The organism is Polynucleobacter cosmopolitanus (assembly GCF_002224225.1).
Lineage (GTDB): Bacteria > Pseudomonadota > Gammaproteobacteria > Burkholderiales > Burkholderiaceae > Polynucleobacter > Polynucleobacter cosmopolitanus.
This window is the reverse complement of record NZ_NJGG01000001.1, coordinates 74870-93587: the sequence shown is the minus strand read 5'-3', so window position 1 is coordinate 93587 and position 18718 is coordinate 74870. Positions and strand designations below refer to the sequence as shown.

General features: G+C 45.5%; 14 protein-coding genes. 6 read left to right on the top strand and 8 right to left on the bottom strand.

Features of this window, described 5'->3' with window-relative positions:
• Positions 1–7 precede the first annotated feature (7 nt).
• Positions 8–1510 carry a tripartite tricarboxylate transporter permease gene (locus AOC33_RS00485; protein WP_089514650.1) on the bottom strand — a complete coding sequence of 501 codons (1503 nt, stop codon included), beginning with the start codon at positions 1508–1510 and terminating at the stop codon, positions 8–10.
• 19 nt (positions 1511–1529) lie between these two features.
• A complete protein-coding gene (locus AOC33_RS00480) occupies positions 1530–1991 on the bottom strand; it encodes a tripartite tricarboxylate transporter TctB family protein (protein WP_089514649.1) in 462 nt (153 codons plus the stop codon).
• 128 nt (positions 1992–2119) lie between these two features.
• Between AOC33_RS00480 and alaS the strand changes: the two genes are divergently transcribed.
• Both alaS and AOC33_RS00470 read left to right on the top strand, forming a co-directional pair.
• Complete coding sequence (gene alaS / locus AOC33_RS00475; protein WP_089514648.1) at positions 2120–4747, top strand: alanine--tRNA ligase; 2628 nt, start codon at positions 2120–2122, stop codon at positions 4745–4747.
• The gene (locus AOC33_RS00470; RefSeq protein WP_089514647.1) at positions 4744–4977 is read left to right on the top strand and encodes a sulfurtransferase TusA family protein; all 234 of its coding nucleotides are present in this window, start codon (positions 4744–4746) and stop codon (positions 4975–4977) included. Before alaS ends, AOC33_RS00470 begins: the two co-directional genes overlap by 4 nt.
• Positions 4978–4993: 16 nt before the next feature.
• Here AOC33_RS00470 and galU read toward each other — a convergent pair whose 3' ends face one another.
• Both galU and AOC33_RS00460 read right to left on the bottom strand, forming a co-directional pair.
• On the bottom strand, positions 4994–5860 hold the full coding sequence (gene galU, locus AOC33_RS00465; RefSeq protein ID WP_089514646.1) for a UTP--glucose-1-phosphate uridylyltransferase GalU: 867 nt from the start codon (positions 5858–5860) through the stop codon (positions 4994–4996).
• Between the two features lies 1 nt (position 5861).
• Positions 5862–8723, bottom strand: a complete 2862-nt coding sequence (locus AOC33_RS00460; RefSeq protein ID WP_089514645.1) for a valine--tRNA ligase — start codon at positions 8721–8723, stop codon at positions 5862–5864.
• A gap of 40 nt (positions 8724–8763) precedes the next feature.
• Here AOC33_RS00460 and AOC33_RS00455 point away from each other — a divergent pair, with 40 nt between their 5' ends.
• Entirely contained in the window at positions 8764–11067 is a 2304-nt protein-coding gene (locus AOC33_RS00455; RefSeq protein ID WP_089514644.1) for a UvrD-helicase domain-containing protein, read from the top strand.
• Here AOC33_RS00455 and AOC33_RS00450 read toward each other — a convergent pair whose 3' ends face one another.
• From AOC33_RS00450 to AOC33_RS00440, 3 genes are read right to left on the bottom strand one after another with little or no spacing between them, the layout of a single operon-like run.
• A complete protein-coding gene (locus tag AOC33_RS00450) occupies positions 11068–11832 on the bottom strand; it encodes a BPSS1780 family membrane protein (RefSeq protein ID WP_089514643.1) in 765 nt (254 codons plus the stop codon). It abuts the gene before it with no gap.
• Entirely contained in the window at positions 11819–12826 is a 1008-nt protein-coding gene (locus tag AOC33_RS00445; protein WP_089514642.1) for a homoserine kinase, read from the bottom strand. Before AOC33_RS00445 ends, AOC33_RS00450 begins: the two co-directional genes overlap by 14 nt.
• A gap of 5 nt (positions 12827–12831) precedes the next feature.
• Positions 12832–13137: a hypothetical protein gene (locus AOC33_RS00440; protein ID WP_143743999.1), complete on the bottom strand. Its 306-nt coding sequence runs from the start codon at positions 13135–13137 to the stop codon at positions 12832–12834.
• Positions 13138–13264: 127 nt separating this feature from the next.
• On the opposite strand from AOC33_RS00440, the gene polA reads away from it, so the two are divergent.
• The 3 genes from polA to AOC33_RS00425 are packed head-to-tail and all read left to right on the top strand — an operon-like array spanning position 13265 to position 17796.
• Positions 13265–16066: a DNA polymerase I gene (polA, locus tag AOC33_RS00435; protein WP_089515543.1), complete on the top strand. Its 2802-nt coding sequence runs from the start codon at positions 13265–13267 to the stop codon at positions 16064–16066.
• A 39-nt stretch (positions 16067–16105) separates the two neighbouring features.
• Positions 16106–17011 carry a dienelactone hydrolase family protein gene (locus AOC33_RS00430; protein WP_089514640.1) on the top strand — a complete coding sequence of 302 codons (906 nt, stop codon included), beginning with the start codon at positions 16106–16108 and terminating at the stop codon, positions 17009–17011.
• A complete protein-coding gene (locus AOC33_RS00425) occupies positions 17008–17796 on the top strand; it encodes a ZIP family metal transporter (protein ID WP_089514639.1) in 789 nt (262 codons plus the stop codon). The genes AOC33_RS00430 and AOC33_RS00425 overlap by 4 nt, the downstream gene beginning before the upstream one ends.
• Before the next feature lie 38 nt (positions 17797–17834).
• Here AOC33_RS00425 and AOC33_RS00420 read toward each other — a convergent pair whose 3' ends face one another.
• Positions 17835–18689: a sulfurtransferase gene (locus tag AOC33_RS00420; RefSeq protein WP_089514638.1), complete on the bottom strand. Its 855-nt coding sequence runs from the start codon at positions 18687–18689 to the stop codon at positions 17835–17837.
• Between the last annotated feature and the right edge of the window lie 29 nt (positions 18690–18718).

Sequence of the window (18718 nt, the reverse complement as noted above, 5' to 3'; positions counted from 1 at the left end):
TGTAAATTTATTCTTCGACGAAAGCCTCTTCTCTGGTTTTTTTCACTGCTGGAAGAGTCACAATAACAACTAATGCGGCTGCGGCAATCAATAAACCAAGAGACAGCGGACGAGTGAAGAAAACCGTGAAATCACCTCTGGCAAGGAGCATGGCGCGACGGAAGTTCTCTTCCATCATCGGTCCTAGAACAAAGCCAAGTAGCAATGGAGGTGCTTCGCAACCCAACTTGAAGAACAAGTAGCCAGCAATACCAAAAGCGGCGGTCATGAAAATATCAAAGTTGGTGTTGTTAACGGTGTACACGCCAATACAGCAGAAAACCAAGATAGCTGGATAGAGGTGGCGATAAGGAATCGTCAACATTTTGACCCACACACCAATCAATGGCAGGTTCAAAATGATCAACATCAAGTTACCGATCCACATCGATGCAATCAAGCCCCAAAATAAAGCTGGGTTAGAGGTCATCACCTGTGGGCCTGGTTGAATGTTATGAATTGTCATCGCACCCACCATCAAAGCCATCACGGCATTTGGTGGAATACCAAGAGTCAGTAAGGGAATGAATGATGTTTGTGATGCGGCATTATTCGCACTTTCAGGGCCAGCCACACCTTCAATGGCGCCTTTGCCAAATTCTGCACTGTGTTTCGATGTTTTCTTTTCAACTGAGTAGGCGGCAAACGCAGCCAGTGCTGCTCCTCCTCCAGGTAGAACACCCAAGATAGAGCCAATGCTTGTTCCGCGAAGGATCGACGGAATCATGCGCTTGAAGTCTTCCTTGCCAGGCCAAAGTGATGTGACTTTATCCAAGAAAGTTTCGCGCTTCTCTTTTTGCTCAAGGTTATTCATGATTTCAGCGAAACCAAACACACCCATCGCAATGGCCACAAAACCAATGCCGTCTGTTAATTCAGGGATGTCGAATGAATAACGTGCTGTGCCAGAGTTAACGTCTGTACCAATCAAACCAAGCAACAAGCCAAGCACAATCATGCCAATCGCTTTGACCAATGAGCCTGAAGCCAAAACCACGGCACCAATCAAACCCAGAACCATCAAGGAGAAATACTCGGCGGGGCCAAACTTAAAGGCAACTTCTGCCAATGGTGCAGCAAATGCAGCAAGCACCAAAGTAGCCACGCAACCAGCGAAGAAAGAACCAAAGCCAGCTGTGAATAGAGCGACGCCAGCACGACCGCGACGAGCCATTTGATAACCGTCAATCGCAGTCACGACCGAGGATGACTCTCCAGGGATGTTGACCAAAATAGCAGTTGTAGAGCCACCGTACTGGGCGCCATAGTAAATACCTGCCAACATGATCAAGGCTGCAATTGGAGGTAATGCATAAGTTGCAGGTAAGAGCATCGCGATTGTCGCGATTGGGCCTAAGCCTGGAAGAACACCAATCATTGTGCCAAGTAAGCAACCAATGAAACAGTAAAGCAAGTTTTGCAGGGTAAAAGCAGTCGCAAAGCCCAGCGAGAGGTTGTCTAATAATTCCATGATGTATCTTCTCCGAGATTTAAGGAGTTAAAAAGCTTGGCCAAACTTGGAACTGAAGTTTCAGTCCCCAGATAAAGGCAACGTAGGCAATTAAATTCATGATCACAATGTTTACTACGGTGCCCTTCCAGTGGAATTCATGGCTGGCCATGGCTGAGATGAAGACCAGGAGTGCCAATGAAACAACCAAGCCCATTGGCTTTAAAACAAGACCAAATAAAACCACTGAGCCAGTGACCCATAGGACAGATATCCAGTCCCATTTTGCAAGTTTGTCTGACTCACCTTTTTTAGACATTGAAGTCATGGTCACAATGGCACCAATCATGGCTAGGACAATCCCCAACCAAAACGGGAAGTATCCAGGACCCATCTTGGCGGGTGTACCCATGGGATAGGTTGTTGCAACGTAGGCAAAACCAAGTCCGATTAATACAAACATGATTCCTGAGGCGAAGTCTTTTTGACTGCGAATATGCATCGTTAGGCCCTCTTTATTTTTATCAGTGAGTGTTGAAGGAGCAATTGTAAGCTTTCTTAAAGCTTAGATTCCCATTTTTTGGCTTGGGGTTTGTACCAATGAGCCTTGTCTGAGTCATAATTACGCACATGAAAGTTACTCAAATACGCCAAAATTTCTTAAAGTTCTTTGAATCCAAAGGCCATCAAGTGGTCTCGTCAAGTCCGGTTGTGCCGGGCGATGATCCAACCTTGCTTTTCACCAACGCGGGCATGAATCAGTTCAAAGATGTTTTCTTGGGCTTTGATAAGCGCGCTTACAGCAGAGCGACCACAGCGCAGAAATGTATTCGTGCCGGTGGTAAGCACAACGACTTAGATAATGTCGGCTACACGGCCCGTCATCACACCTTCTTTGAGATGTTGGGTAACTTCTCTTTTGGTGATTACTTTAAAAAAGATGCGATCAGTTACGCTTGGGAACTATTGACCACTGTTTATAAGTTGCCAGCTGAGAAGTTGTGGGTGACTGTTTATGCTGAAGATGATGAAGCATATGACATTTGGCAAAAAGAAATTGGTGTGCCAGCTGAAAGAATCATTCGCATTGGTGATAACAAAGGTGGTCGTTACGCCTCAGATAACTTTTGGATGATGGGTGACACCGGTCCTTGCGGTCCTTGTACAGAAATTTTTTATGACCATGGCGATCACATTGCTGGCGGTCCTCCTGGTAGTCCTGATGAAGATGGCGACCGCTATATCGAAATCTGGAATAACGTCTTCATGCAATTCAATCGCGATGAAGATGGTGTGATGCATCCGTTGCCTAAGCCAAGTGTTGATACAGGCATGGGGCTTGAGCGCATTGCAGCAGTGTTGCAACACGTTCACTCAAATTACGAAATTGATTTATTTGTTAATTTACTCAACGCTGCGAAAGCAGCGGTTGATGGTGCTGGTGCTGGCAATTGTGATGCCAACAGCCCGTCACTCAAAGTGATTGCAGACCATATTCGCGCATGCTCTTTCACCGTGGCAGATGGCGTGATCCCGGGTAATGCAGGGCGTGGTTATGTTTTACGTCGTATCACTCGCCGCGCGATTCGTCACGGTTATAAATTGGGCGCACGCGCTCCATTCTTCCACAAGATAGTTGCTGCTTTGGTTCAAGAAATGGGTGAGGCTTACCCAGAGCTGAAAGCTAACCAAGCACGAGTCACAGAAGTATTAAAGCAAGAAGAGGAAAGATTCTTCCAAACAATCACGAACGGCATGGAAATTCTTGAATCTGCTTTGGCCAATAGTTCAAAAGTGATTGATGGTGAAACTGCATTCAAGTTGCATGACACCTTTGGTTTCCCGCTTGATTTAACAGCAGACGTCTGTCGCGAGCGTGGCGTGACGGTTGATGAGGCTGGCTTTGAAGTTGCCATGAATCGTCAACGTGATCAAGCACGTGCTGCAGGTAAATTCAAAATGGCACAGGGCCTTGAGTACAGTGGAGCGCCAACCGTGTTCCACGGTTATGACACTTTGAATAAAGATTCTGCCAAGGTCTTGGCACTTTATGTTGATGGCTCACAAGTCAATTCAATCAAGGCGGGTGATAACGCTGTTTTGGTTTTAGATAACACACCTTTCTATGCTGAATCTGGCGGTCAAGTGGGTGATGCTGGCGAGTTGCGCAATCAATCCAGTTTGTTTGAAGTTGAAGATACGCTGAAAATTCAGGCGGATGTCTTTGGTCATCATGGTCAAGTGCTTGAGGGTGAAATCAAAGTGGGCGATCAGCTCAATGCGAAAGTGAATGCTGAAAGACGTGCAAGAACGATTCGTCACCACAGTGCTACCCATTTGATGCACAAAGCATTGCGTGAAGTGTTGGGCGCACATGTGCAGCAAAAAGGCTCATTGGTCGATGCTGATAAAACACGTTTTGACTTCACACACACGGCAGCTATGACGCCAGAGCAGATTGCTCAGGTAGAGCAATTGGTCAATGCTGAAATTCTTGCGAACGCTGCAACCTCAGCCAAAGTGATGAGTTTGGATGATGCGCAGAAAACGGGCGCCATGATGTTGTTCGGCGAAAAGTACGGCGAGTCTGTGCGCGTTTTAGAAATCGGTTCATCCAAAGAGTTGTGTGGTGGTACACACGTTCAAAGAACTGGTGATATTGGTATTTTTAAAATATTGTCAGAAAGCGGTGTTGCTGCTGGTATTCGCCGAGTGGAGGCCATCACTGGTGATCGTGCTTTGACTTATTTGCAAAAACTAGACACTCAGATCAATCAATTGGCCGCGAGCCTGAAAGCAACCCCGAGTGATTTGGCCCAGAGAATCACACAGCTTCAAGATCACGCACGTTCTTTGGAAAAAGAATTGGAGCGCTTGGGATCTAAGTTGGCTGCTAGTCAAGGTGATGAATTGATGTCACAAGCTGTTGAGGTGAATGGCGTGAAAATCTTGGCAGCCCTTCTTGAAGGTGCAGACGCCAAAGTTTTACGAGAAACCTTGGATCAGCTTAAAAATAAATTGAAGTCAGCAGCGATTGTTTTGGCTTCTGTTCAAGATGGAAAAGTTCAATTGGCTGCTGGTGTGACTACAGACACGATTGCCAAAGTCAAAGCTGGTGATTTGGTGAACCATGTGGCGCAACAGGTCGGCGGTAAGGGTGGCGGTAAGCCTGACATGGCGATGGCTGGTGGCACCGATCCAAAAGGCCTCACGGTGGCTCTTAAGAGCGTTCAAGCTTGGGTATCAGAGCGTTTATGAGTCAGCAAGTAGATAAAGAAGTGGATGCCAGTGGGCTGAATTGCCCACTGCCTATTTTGCGAGCCAAAAAAGCATTGGCAGAGATGCAAAGTGGGGAAGTTCTTAAAGTGACAGCCACCGATGCGGGCGCTGAGCAAGATTTTCCAACCTTTGCCAAGCACACCGGTAATGAGTTGCTGCTCACTGAGAAATTAGCTGACGCTTTTGTTTTTTATCTCAAGCGCCGCTAAAGATTGATTTGATTGATCAGCGAGTTTTAAGAAACTCGCTGAAGCCGTCCTTGACTTCAGGGTGACGCAAGGCAAAGTCCACAGTGGCTTTTAAATAACCGAGTTTGCTGCCACAGTCATAGCGCACACCTTCATACTCATAAGCCAATACTTGCTCTTGACTGAGCAGCGATTGAATCGCATCAGTTAACTGTAATTCTCCGCCTGCACCTGGTTTGATTGTTTTGATGTGATCAAAAATTCTTGAAGACAAAATGTAGCGACCCACAACACCCATGTTAGATGGGGCATCTGCTGGAGCTGGCTTTTCAACAATGCCGCTCAGCTTGTAAATACGCTCGTCAAATAATTTACCGTCAATCACACCGTATGATTTACTTTGCTCGGGTGAGATTTTTTCAACGCCCAAGATAGAGCTGCGATAGTGCTGGTATTTATCAACCATCTGCTTCATCACGGGTACTTTGCCATCCAATAAGTCATCCGCCAAGATCACGGCAAAAGCTTCATCGCGGATCAATTTTTCGGCGCACAAAACAGCATGCCCCAAACCAAGCGCCTCTGGCTGTCGGACGTACACACAATCCACATGGCTTGGTTTGATGCTACGAACCAAGGCAAGTAAATCTTGTTTATTTTTAGCTTCTAATTCAGCTTCTAGTTCATAAGCTTTATCGAAGTGATCTTCAATCGCTCGTTTACTGCGACCGGTGACGAAAATCATTTCAGTGATGCCGGCAGCCATGGCTTCTTCAACGGCATACTGAATCAGTGGTTTATCAACCACATTCAACATTTCTTTAGGGCTGGCTTTGGTCGCTGGTAAGAAGCGGGTGCCAAGGCCTGCAACAGGGAAAACTGCTTTGGTAATGGTTGTATTCATATTAGGATGGTAAACGACTTAATTGACTGTTCAGTTTTTCTAATAAAGATTCAAAATCTGCCAAACGCTGCTTCTCTTGAATCACCACAGCTTCAGGGGCTCTTGCCACAAAGCTTTCGTTGTTTAATTTTGAATTCGCTTTATTGATTTCTGCGCTGATGCGCTCAATCTCTTTGCTCAAGCGAGCTTTTTCAGCAGCCGCATCAATTTCAACCTTGAGTAATATTTTGGTATTACCCACGATCGCCACTGGTGCACCTGCGCCATCTTTTTCTAGGCTTGCATCATCTTCATAAATTTTTACTTCTGATAATTTTGCCAATGCCTGGATGTAGGGAGCTGCTAATTTCAAGAACTCAGAATCCCCTTTGATGTACAAAGGCACCCGCAGTGCTGGAGAAATTTGCATCTCACCTCTGAGGTTGCGGCAAGCGTCTACCAAAGCCTTGACTTCGGCCACCCAAGCTTCGCTCTTGGCACATATCTTCTCTGGCTGAGCCATTGGGTAGGCTTGCAATGCAATCGTTTGCTTTTCTTGTTGAGCAAGTTCTTTGCCAGACATCGGACCAACAATTTGCCACAATTCTTCGGTGATGAATGGGATCACTGGGTGCGCCAAGCGCAAGATGGTTTCTAGTACGCGCAAAAGAGTTCTGCGGGTGGCGCGTTGTTGAGCAGGCGTACCGTTTTGTAATTGAACTTTGGCAAGCTCTAAGTACCAATCGCAATATTCATCCCAAACAAACTGATAGATGGACGTTGAGATATTGTCAAAACGATAATCTTTGAAACCTTTATCGATGTCTTCCTCAACTCTTTGCAACAAGGACACGATCCACTTGTCTACTGGCGAGAAATCTAAATAACCGTCTGGACCACATTCGCCAACGCACTGGGCAATGCCATTGTCTTCAGGTGTGCCTGGGCAGTTCATCAACACGAAGCGAGTCGCATTCCATAGCTTGTTACAGAAATTGCGATAGCCTTCACAGCGCTTTTGATCAAAATTGATATTTCTACCAAGTGTTGCCATCGATGCGAATGTGAATCTCAATGCATCTGTACCAAAGGCAGGGATGCCGTCCGGGAATTCTTTTTTGGTTTTCTTCGTGATGCTTTCGGCTTGCTTAGGATTCATCAAACCTGTTGTGCGTTTCGCCAACAAGGTATCTAAGTCAATACCGTCTATCAGATCAATTGGATCCAAAGTATTGCCTTTGGACTTACTCATCTTTTGACCTTCGGCATCGCGCACCAAGCCATGCACGTAAACAGTTTCAAATGGGATCTTGCCAGTGAAATGGCAGGTCATCATGACCATGCGAGCCACCCAGAAGAAAATGATGTCAAAGCCTGTTACCAATGCTGATGAAGGTAAGAAATGAGCCAGTTCTGGCGTTTTGTTTGGCCAACCCAATGATGAGAATGGCACCAAGGCAGAGCTGAACCATGTGTCCAAAACATCTTCATCGCGGCGCAGAGCACCTGTGTAGCCATTGGCTTTTGCTTTTGCGGCAGCTTCTGCTTCTGTGCGCGCCACAACAATCTTGCCGTCTTCTTGATACCAAGCAGGGATTTGATGACCCCACCAGAGTTGACGTGAAATACACCAATCTTGAATACCTTCTAACCATTGGTTATAGGTGGTAGTCCAATTTTCTGGAACAAACTTCACATCGCCACACTTCACTGCATCCAAAGCTGCCTCAGCAATTGATTTGCCTGGGCGATACAGATTGTGCTCGGTCGGTTTAGACATCGCCACAAACCACTGATCTGTGAGCATTGGCTCAATCACAGACTTGGTGCGATCACCGCGAGGCACCATCAAGGTGTGTGGTTGAACTTTTTCTAATAAACCCAAACCTTCAAGATCGGCAACAATCAACTTGCGGGCTTCAAAGCGATCAAGACCTTGATATTTTTTAGGGGCGTGTTCATTGATCTTGGCATCCAAGGTCAAAATATTGATCATCTCTAATTGATGACGCAAGCCAACAGCGTAGTCATTGAAGTCGTGGGCTGGAGTGACTTTGACTACCCCAGTACCGAATTCTTTATCGACATAATCATCAGCAATGATCGGAATCTGTCTGTCTGATAAAGGTAAGTTAACTGTTTGACCAATCAAATGCTTGTAGCGCTCATCTTCTGGATGAATCATCACTGCTACGTCACCCAACATGGTTTCTGGACGAGTTGTGGCAACCGTGAGATGTCCTTGACCATTCGATAGTGGGTAACGAATGTGCCACATCGAGCCTTGTTCTTCTTCGCTCTCAACTTCTAGATCAGAAACTGCTGTACCCAAAATAGGGTCCCAGTTCACCAAACGTTTACCGCGGTAAATCAAACCTTGTTCGTACAAGCTGACAAATACTTCAACCACTGCTTGGGACATTTTGTCGTCCATCGTGAAGTATTCACGGCTCCAATCAATCGAAGCACCTAAGCGTCTAATTTGATTGGTGATGGTAGAGCCAGATTGCTCTTTCCAGGCCCACACTTTTTCTAAGAATTTTTCACGACCCAAATCATGTCTTGAAATTTTTTGAGCGTCTAATTGTCTTTCCACCACAATTTGTGTCGCAATACCTGCGTGGTCAGTGCCAGGAACCCAAAGGGTGTTTTTGCCTTGCATGCGAGCGTGTCTTGCCAAGCCATCCATGATGGTTTGATTGAAGGCGTGACCCATGTGAAGGGTGCCTGTGACGTTCGGTGGCGGCAATTGGATGCAAAAACTATCCTTTTTGTCGTCCAAAGTAGCGGTGGCAATACCCCTTTTTTCCCACTCAGGACCCCATTGGGCCTCGATTTGGGAGGGTTCGAAAGATTTAGCGAGGTCAGAAAGATTTTTAGACATAAGCCCGAATTATAATTTTTTGTTGAACGTAAAGGCGCATGTGACGAATATTCTTAATAATTTAAATCCAGAACAGCTAGAAGCTGTGACTTTGCCGCCTGTTAATGAGGCGGGTAATAGTCAATCAGCCATGATTTTAGCGGGTGCTGGCAGCGGCAAAACCAAAGTATTGACCACCAGAATTGCTTGGCTGATTCAGACAGGTCAGGCATCGCCAGTAGGTGTTTTGGCTGTGACCTTTACAAATAAGGCTGCTAAAGAGATGTTGACGCGTCTTTCTGCCATGATGCCCATCAACACCAGGGGTATGTGGGTTGGCACCTTCCACGGCCTGTGTAATCGTTTATTGAGAGCCCATCACAAAGATGCCGGCTTGCCATCCACATTTCAGATTTTGGATACCCAAGATCAATTGTCTGCCATCAAAAGACTTTTGAAGTCACTCAAAATTGATGATGAGAAGTATCCGCCCAAACAACTTCAATACTTCATTGCCCATGCCAAAGAAAAAGGCATGCGTGCCAAAGACATGGATCGCGGAGATTCTTTCCAAAACACCATGGTTGAGCTGTATCAAGCTTATGAAGAGCAATGTCAGCGTGAAGGCGTGGTTGATTTTGCAGAATTGTTACTTCGCAGCTATGAGCTTTTAAAACATCACCAACCGATTCGTGAGCATTATCAAGAGAGATTTCGCCACATTTTGGTCGACGAGTTTCAAGACACCAATGCTTTGCAATACGCATGGCTAAAACTCTTGTCTGGCCACGGCACATCTTCACCATGCTCTGTGTTTGCAGTCGGTGATGATGATCAAAGTATTTATGCCTTCAGGGGCGCTGATGTTGAGAACATGAAATTGTTTGAGCGTCATTACAAGCCTTACTTGGTCAAGCTTGAACAAAACTATCGCTCCTACGGACACATCCTGGATGCTGCCAATCATTTGATTGCCAATAACACTGAGCGCCTTGGTAAAAATTTGAGAACAGACGCAGGTCATGGTGAACCCGTGAGAGTTTATGAGGCTGCCACTGATGGCACTGAAGCTGCGTGGATGGTTGATGAAATCAAGAGCTTGATCAACACCGGTAGCATGCGCACCGAGATTGCCATTCTTTATCGCAGCAATGCTCAGTCACGCATCATCGAGCATGGACTTTTTTCTGCAGGCATTCCTTATCGTGTTTATGGCGGTTTGCGATTCTTTGAGCGTGCTGAGATCAAGCATGCCTTGGCTTATTTGCGTTTATTAGAAAACCCCAATGACGATACTTCCTTTGCGCGGGTGGTGAATTTTCCAACCCGAGGTATAGGAGCTAAAAGTATTGAGACGTTGCAAGACAGTGCCAAATTAAATAATTGTTCTTTCTATGCTGCAGCCCCTTACTTGGAAGGTAAAGCAGGAACCTCTATTTCAGCATTTGTGCGCTTGATTGATCACATGCGTGATGCCACGCGTCACAACACCTTGCCTGAAACAGTTGATTACGTGATACAAAACAGCGGTTTGATTCAGCATTATTTGACAGAGCGTGAAGGTCAAGACCGTGTAGAAAACTTACAAGAATTGGTCAACGCTGCCACAGCGTTCATCGCTGAAGAAGGATTTGCTCAAGACACAGTGGCCGGCACTGATCAGACTGAAGTGATCACCGAGATGTCGCCCTTGGCTGGTTTCTTAGCGCATGCTTCACTTGAGGCAGGAGATAACCAAGCTCAAGCCGGTCAGGATGCTGTTCAATTGATGACAGTACACGCCGCCAAAGGTCTTGAGTTCACCAACGTGTTCATCACTGGTTTGGAAGAAGGTTTGTTCCCTCATGAAAACAGCATCAATGAGGATGATGGTTTAGAAGAAGAGCGACGTTTGATGTACGTGGCCATCACCAGAGCCAAGGAAAGATTATTTTTATCTCACACGCAATCAAGACTGCTGCATGGTCAGGTGAGATATAACTTGCCATCAAGATTTTTAGATGAGTTACCAGCAGAATCTTTGAAGCATTTGACGCCTAAAAACAAAGATGCGCGTTGGGGCAGCAGTACAACTACCACCAGAATGCCGTCATGGTCTGAGGGCAGTGATTGGGGTGGTCCAGCAGCAACGATCTCAAGGTCTTCTAGAAGCAGCGCCATCACTGTGCCGATCAGTAGCTTGCCGCAAAAAGACAATGGGCATGGCTTCAGGGTTGGGCAGAGCGTGTTTCACACAAAATTTGGTGAGGGAAGAATTTTGGCCATTGAAGGTCAAGCTGATCAAGCCAAGGCCAATGTGAACTTTAATCGCCATGGGCCTAAATGGTTGCAATTGGCGATTGCTAAATTAACCGCCATTGATTGATCATTCTTTGTTGAAGCAAGCCTTCCAAGTGGCAAAGAATGAGCAGTACATCACTGTCAGGGCCGCCATTGAATAAGGTGGAATGATGAATGGGATGGCGGCTCTAAGACCAATGCTATCAAGCAGTGCTTCCAAGAAAAACGGCACAGCAACAATCAGGACTGCCCAAATCATCAAGTAAAAAATAAAGGCGGCTTTATTGGTCCAGCAAGCAACCCAGCTTGAGAAAAGCGCTTGAGCCACTGACATTTTTTCCCAAGCAACCAAAACTGGGGCGAACCACATCACCATCGCCACTGGCAAATAAAGCAAAAGGCCGATGGTCAGCCCAGTGTACAAACCTTGAACATCTCTGATGGTCGGTTCTTTTTGTTGCGTTAGTAGGGTGACCAATTGTTTGAAATCAATAAAAGCACTGGCGATCAAACTCAAAATCAAAATAGCGAAGGCATAGACTGTGCCCAATACCAATAAATTCTTTTTGGTGATTGAATCCGTTCCTCTGAAGCCTGCGAGGTAAACGGTGGGCATCACTCGCTCGCCACGAATCACCATTTGACAAGCTGTCATGAAGCCAACGGTGAGGGCTGGGGTTAAAAGCAATACTGCAAAAACCCCGAACACTGGGATCAGGATCGCGAACTGAGCAATAAACACATAAAGAAATACCAGCATCAAGAATGCCAATGGATTTTTCTTAAAAAGCCAGAAGCCTTGTCTTACCCATACGTAACCGTCGCCGGAAGGAGCTTTATTTAGTTGCATGTTTAGCAGAATTATTTGGAAGGTAAGAGCTTACCTCACGGCGTGAGATCAGAATTCTCTCAAAATGAGTAGGGTCATGCGGCGTCAACATTTTTGCCTCTCGCGGTAGGTGATAGTCCCAAAGGCGAGACACCCAAAAGCGCAGAGCTGCTGCTCGCAACATCATGTTCCAAGAATTAATTTCGGCTGGTTCAAAAGATCGAACGGCCTGATACTTTTCAATCATGCCTGCGTATCTTGCTTGGTCAATTTCACCGGTCGCTAAATCGATGCACCAGTCATTGATGGTGACGGCTAAATCAAACAACCATTTATCGTTACCAGCAAAGTAAAAGTCAAAAAATCCACCGAGTTCATCTTGCCCAGATACGTTATCAAACAACACATTGTCTCTGAACAAATCGCAATGACTTGGTCCAGAGGGCAGTGATTGGTATTCGGCACTGTTAAAGAAATTGATTTGTGCCACAAGTTCTGACTGAATCAACTGATCTTGAGCTGAATTCAGATGAGGAATGACCAAAGGCACAGTGCTTTTCCACCAATCAATGCTGCGCAGGTTTGCTTGAGAGAGCTGGAAGTCAAGACCTGCCAAATGCATTTTGGCCAAGGCGTCGCCCACTAATTCGCAATGACGCACAGAAGGATTTAAAAATGATTTTCCAGAAAGCTTTGTAACGATGGTTGCTGGCTTGCCATTTAAGTCACCGACGATTTGATGAGCATTGTTTCTGAGGGGAGCTGGAACCTTGATGCCTTTTTTTGACAGATGTTCCATCAACTCTAAATAGTAGGGCAACTGTTCTTTTGATAAGCGCTCGAACAACGTCAAAACAAATTCGCGTTGAGTTCCACCCATTTGCGTGGTCAAGAAGAAATTAGAATTCTCGATCCCACTGCTGATGCCTTTTAATTCTGAAGCAGTTCCTACTCGGTAATTCTTTTCTAACCAAGCATTGACTTCATCGAGAGTGACAGATGTGAAGACCGCCATAAATATTAAAAGGGCATTCGAATGGTTGGTACACGATTAACGTTCTGATCTCTGATTTTGGGTGAGGCTGCATCATCAGGAGTGCTCAGTTCGTAGCGAGTTCCAAAGGAGCTTTCAACAATGACTTCGGTTGCTTTGCCACCCTCTTTGTATTCCTTGATGCTTGTACCATCGGCCTCTTGATGCTGAAAAGTTGGCTTTTTTTCAGTCAATTTGCCAGTTTCAGCATTATTTTTAACTTTTGGAGTAATGGGTTGCTGATTGATTCTTTGCAACTCCTCTGCACTCAAAGCTTGGGTGTTCTGCGCCATAAGTCCTTGAGATACAAGGATTAATGTGGTGATAAGGCTACTTAAAACAAGCTTAAAAGGCGTGTTTTTTGAGGCGTTGATTTGAGAAAAAGTCGGAGTCTTCATGCATCAATTGTACGATTGTGGGATGTCTACACATCGCCTTTTGCTAGTTGACGGTTCTAGCTACCTTTACCGTGCCTTTCATGCCATGCCAGATTTGCGCAATGCGCAAGGTTTTCCAACCGGTGCAATTCAAGGCATGGTCAATATGATGAGGCGCGCCAGAACAGAACTAGACGCCGATCACATCGCTTGTGTCTTCGATGCCAAAGGGAAAACCTTTCGCGATGAGATGTATCCGGAGTACAAAGCCAACCGTTCATCCATGCCAGAGGATTTGGCTTTACAGATTGAAGCAATCCATCAAGTGGTGCGCGCCATGGGTTGGCCAGTGTTGGTTGTGCCAGGCATTGAAGCTGATGATGTGATTGGAACTTTGGCCAAGCAAGCCAAGGCAGCCGATTGGAATGTGCTCATTTCAACGGGTGATAAAGATTTGGCGCAATTGGTTGAGCCGGGCATTAGCTTGATCAACACCATGACAGAAGAGCGTTTAGATAGTGCTGGTGTATTGAATAAATTTGGCGTTCCACCAGAAAGAATCGTTGATTACCTCTCTATCATGGGCGATAGCGTTGATAACGTTCCTGGGGTACCTAAGGCCGGCCCAAAAACTGCTGTCAAATGGTTGAATGAATTTGGCACTTTGGATGAGTTGATGAAGCGCTCTGCCGAGGTGAAGGGCGTGGTTGGAGAAAATTTACGTGCCAGCCTCGATTGGTTACCAAAGGCCCGAGAATTAGTCACTGTCAAAATTGACTGTGATCTCAAAGAGCATTTGATTGGTTTGCATGAGCTTCATGCCAAGTCAGAAGACAAAGAGACTCTCAGAGAGTTGTTCACGCAGTTTGGATTTAAATCCTTGTTGAGAGAGTTAGATCGTGGATCTAATTCGGCTCCATCAGGAACTCAAGGGGCAACTCAAGCAGCATCAGATGTAAAAACAGAAGCAAAAATAGCTGATGTAAAGGAAATGTCAGCTGGCGACCTATTGGGCTTTGTCGCTGAACTGCCGACTGAAAAAATAGAGCGTCATTATTCATGTGTGACCACCGAAGCTGAATTGGATGTTTGGTTAAGGAAAATCAATTCAGCCGCATTGACGTGCGTTGATACAGAAACAACCGGCTTAGATGCATTAAGAGTTGATCTTGTGGGTATTTCATTGGCTGTCTCCCCTGGTGAGGCTTGTTACATTCCGTTGGCGCACACCACCAATGAAGATCAATTGAATAAACAATCGGTGCTTGAACAACTCAAGCCATGGTTAGAGAGTGATGAACATGCCAAGCTTGGCCAAAACTTAAAATATGACATTCATATTTTTGATGGTTGTGGCATCAAACTTCGAGGCATTCAGCACGACACACTCTTACAGTCCTATGTTTTAGAGTCGCACAGAAGTCACGACATGGACAGCTTGGCCATGCGTCACTTGGGTGAGAAAACCATTGCCTATGAAGAGGTTTGTGGCAAAGGTGTTCATCAAATCACTTTTGATCAGGTGAATCTTGAAACTGCCACCCAATATGCGGCTGAAGATGCTGATATCACTTTGAGACTTCATCACGCCATGTATCCAGCCATTGCAGCGGATGAAAAGTTGCTGCGCATTTATCGCGAGATTGAGATGCCAGCGATGCTGGCTCTTGCAGTGATGGAGCGTAATGGCATTTTGATTGACAGTGCCAAATTGGCTGCTCAAGGGCAAATCGTTGGGCAGCGTTTGCTGGAATTGGAAAAACAAATTCATGAACTGGCTGGTCAGCCATTCAATATTCAGTCTCCCAAGCAAATCGCAGAAATATTGTTTGGCAAACTTGAACTACCTGTTGTTAAGAAAACTCCTTCTGGTGCACCGTCCACCGATGAAGAGGTGTTGCAAAAGTTGGCAGAAAACTATCCCTTGCCAGCCAGAATCTTGGACTACAGAAGCTTGGCCAAGTTGCAATCAACTTATATTGAAAAATTACCAAGAATGGTCAACCCTAAAACTGGCAGGGTGCACACAAACTATTCTCAGGCAGTGGCTGTGACGGGGCGCTTGGCTTCAAGTGAGCCAAATTTACAAAATATCCCAGTGAGAACCGAAGAGGGCAGGAAAATTCGGGAAGCATTTATTGCAAAACCTGGATCGGTCATGGTTTCTGCAGACTACTCACAAATTGAATTGCGCATCATGGCTCACATTGCCGAAGATGAAAGTTTATTAAAAGCTTTTGCAGCGGGTGAAGATATTCATAAAGCCACGGCTGCTGAAATGTTCCATGTGGCGCTTGATCAAGTGAGTTCTGAGCAAAGACGTTACGCCAAGGTGATTAATTTTGGTTTGATCTATGGCATGAGTGCTTTTGGATTGGCTGGTAATTTGGGCATCGAACGATCAGCCGCTCAGCAGTACATCGATACCTATTTTGCTAGGTACCCAGGTGTGGCTGATTACATGGCGAGTACCCGGGTGATTGCCAAAGAAAATGGATACGTTGAAACAGTTTTTGGTCGTCGTTTATGGTTACCTGAAATCAGAAGTGCCAATGGTATGCGTCGTCAGGGCGCTGAAAGAGCTGCAATCAACGCCCCCATGCAAGGAACTGCTGCAGATTTGATTAAATTGGCAATGATTGCGGTTCAGGATTGGATAGAGCAAAATCACATGCAAACATGTATGCTTTTGCAAGTCCATGATGAATTGGTGCTTGAGGTGCCTGAGTCTGAACTTGAATTGGTGAAAGAAAATTTACCAAAACTGATGACAGGTGTTGCGTCCTTAAAAGTGCCGTTATTGGTTGAAGTTGGAGTTGGTGCTAATTGGGAAGAAGCCCATTAATAAAACAATGACTACTAAAATGACTAAGAGGAGAATGCTGTGGATAAGAATCTAATCAAAGAAGCTGAGTCGCTATTAAATAATACTGGCACCAATCGCCGCAGTTTTTTAAAAACCGGCGCTGTTGCCACTGTTGGTTTGGGGTATGTAGCTGCTGCTGAACCAGTTTTAGCGCAGGCGATTAAAACAAACTTTGATGGCATTGATGGACAAGAAGTGACTTTTACTTCTAAGGGATTTGATGTTCCTGCCTATGTGGCCAGACCAAAGAAGACGCCTAAAAATGGCTTACCTGTGGTTTTTGTTGTCAGTGAGATTTTTGGTGTTCACGAATACATTGCTGATGTGGCTAGAAGATTTGCCAAGATGGGTTACTTGGCGATTGCCCCAGAATTTTTTGTTCGAGCAGGAGATCCCAATACATTGGGCACCATGGCTGAAATCTTGAAAGAGATTGTTGGTAAAACATCCGATGAGCAAGTGATGGCTGATCTGCAGGCTGGTATTGATTGGGCTGGTAAAAACGGCGGTGACCTGAAGCGAATTGGCATCACTGGTTTTTGTTGGGGCGGCCGCATCACATGGTTAGCTTGCGCACAAATTCCGCAAATGCGTGCGGGTGTGGCTTGGTATGGTCGAGTGATTGGGGACAAGACTCCTAATAGCCCACTGCACCCAGTTGATCTAGCAGCACAAATGAAAGCACCTGTTCTTGGCTTATATGGTGGTGCAGACACTGGTATTTCTTTAGAGAGTGTTGATCAAATGAAGCAGGCTTTGGCCGCAGCTAAAACCAATAAAGCTGCTCAAGCATCTCGTTTCGAAATTTATCCAGACGCACCTCATGCTTTCCATGCTGATTACCGAGCCACTTATCGTGAAGGCCCAGCAAAAGATGGTTGGGATAAGTGCTTGGCTTGGTTTAAGCAACAAGGGGTTGTATGACATTGTTTTGGATCATCCTGGCCACCACGGTGGCTGGGTTATTGAGTATTGCTGCTGCAGCCAGCTTGTCTTTGACTGTCCTATCAAGAATGGTCAACAAGATGGTGAGTCTCTCGGTTGGTGTTTTATTAGCAACCGCTTTATTACATTCTTTGCCAGAAGCTTTCACGACCCCTGGCGCTGATATTTCTTCTTTGTTTATTGCGCTGCTGGCTGGATTACTGGGTTTCTTCATTTTGGAGAAGGCTGCGCTTTTAAGACACAGTCATCATCACGAGCACGATGGACATGGTCATCATCATGGTCATGATGCGGAGTCTGCTGGTAAGAGTGGTTGGGTGATTTTGTTGGGCGATGGCCTGCACAATTTTGCCGATGGTATTTTGATCGCCGCTGCATTTTTAGTGGACCCACAAATTGGGGTCTTAACGGCCGTTGCTATTGCTTTGCATGAAATACCGCAAGAAGTTGGCGATTTCATTATTTTGCTGAATGCAGGGTTTAGCAAAGCAAAAGCTTTGCTCTATAACTTCATATCTAGCTTAATGGCTGTGATTGGTGGGGTGCTTGGATACTTCTTTTTGGACAGTGCACAAGCCTTGATCCCATATGTCATCGTCTTGGCTTCTAGTAGCTTCATTTACATTGCCGTGAGTGATTTGATGCCGCAGATGCACAGACGACCAAAACTCAAGGAGTCACTTGAGCAAGTCTTTTTGATTGTTCTGGGTGTGGCCTTGGTTTTGTTTATTTCAGAGCTAAGTCACTTGGGTCATAGTCACTAAGACTCTTGTGTCGCTGCTGAGTTAAAAACCCAATCGATTTATTTTTCAATAGGGCGAGCGGGATCTGCGCACCACTCGCTCCAGCTGCCTGGGTAAATCATGGATGATTTCAGACCAGCCAATTCCATCGCAAACATATTGTGGCAAGCAGTGATGCCTGAGCCGCATTGATGAATGATGGATTCACTTGGGGTGTCCCCAAGCAACTCTTTGAACTCTTTTGCTAAGACATCAGCTGATTTAAATTGACCATTGGCATCCAAGTTATTTTTGAAGAAACGATTGATCGCCCCAGGAATATGTCCGCCCACAGGGTCAAGCGTTTCATTCTCGCCACGGAAGCGATCAGCAGATCGTGCATCCAGAACCACGAATTTTTTACTGGATAAGTTATTAAGAATGTCTGAAGCTAAAAGCGCATCCTTGTATTCATCAGTAGCAGTGTTGCCTGATGGTGATGGAGAGCTATTTGATCTGTGACGCTCTGTTGTCTCGCCTGCAAAACCGGCAGCCAACCAAGCGGCATAGCCACCATTGAGCAATCGAATCTTGTTATGGCCTGTGGCTCTTAACATCCACCACATTCTGACGGCGTACATGCATGACTGATTGTCATAAATGACGATGTTGCTATCTTTTGTGATGCCAAGGCTGGCACATGTTTTGAGCCACTGCTCAATCGTTGGTAAAGGATGTCTACCATTTTGACCATTTTTCTCAGAAGCCAAATCATGATCAACATCCACGTAGATAGCAGATGGAATGTGCCCATCTAAATAAGATTCATAACCTGCTTTAGGGTTGACCAGATCAAAGCGGCAATCAAATAACAAAAATTCTTTACCTGACTCCAAATCTTTTTTTAATTCAGTGGCTTCAATCAATAACATCATCAATCCCTTAATCCTATAGTCCTTTAGTT

What these genes read in the sequence shown, in the direction of transcription:
- AOC33_RS00485 (WP_089514650.1), bottom strand. Translation starts at nt 1,510, where the DNA reads ATGGAATTATTAGACAACCTCTCGCTGGGCTTTGCGACTGCTTTTACC.
- AOC33_RS00480 (WP_089514649.1), bottom strand. Translation starts at nt 1,991, where the DNA reads ATGCATATTCGCAGTCAAAAAGACTTCGCCTCAGGAATCATGTTTGTA.
- alaS (WP_089514648.1), top strand. Translation starts at nt 2,120, where the DNA reads ATGAAAGTTACTCAAATACGCCAAAATTTCTTAAAGTTCTTTGAATCC.
- AOC33_RS00470 (WP_089514647.1), top strand. Translation starts at nt 4,744, where the DNA reads ATGAGTCAGCAAGTAGATAAAGAAGTGGATGCCAGTGGGCTGAATTGC.
- galU (WP_089514646.1), bottom strand. Translation starts at nt 5,860, where the DNA reads ATGAATACAACCATTACCAAAGCAGTTTTCCCTGTTGCAGGCCTTGGC.
- AOC33_RS00460 (WP_089514645.1), bottom strand. Translation starts at nt 8,723, where the DNA reads ATGTCTAAAAATCTTTCTGACCTCGCTAAATCTTTCGAACCCTCCCAA.
- AOC33_RS00450 (WP_089514643.1), bottom strand. Translation starts at nt 11,832, where the DNA reads ATGCAACTAAATAAAGCTCCTTCCGGCGACGGTTACGTATGGGTAAGA.
- AOC33_RS00445 (WP_089514642.1), bottom strand. Translation starts at nt 12,826, where the DNA reads ATGGCGGTCTTCACATCTGTCACTCTCGATGAAGTCAATGCTTGGTTA.
- AOC33_RS00440 (WP_143743999.1), bottom strand. Translation starts at nt 13,137, where the DNA reads ATGGCGCAGAACACCCAAGCTTTGAGTGCAGAGGAGTTGCAAAGAATC.
- polA (WP_089515543.1), top strand. Translation starts at nt 13,265, where the DNA reads ATGTCTACACATCGCCTTTTGCTAGTTGACGGTTCTAGCTACCTTTAC.
- AOC33_RS00425 (WP_089514639.1), top strand. Translation starts at nt 17,008, where the DNA reads ATGACATTGTTTTGGATCATCCTGGCCACCACGGTGGCTGGGTTATTG.
- AOC33_RS00420 (WP_089514638.1), bottom strand. Translation starts at nt 18,689, where the DNA reads ATGATGTTATTGATTGAAGCCACTGAATTAAAAAAAGATTTGGAGTCA.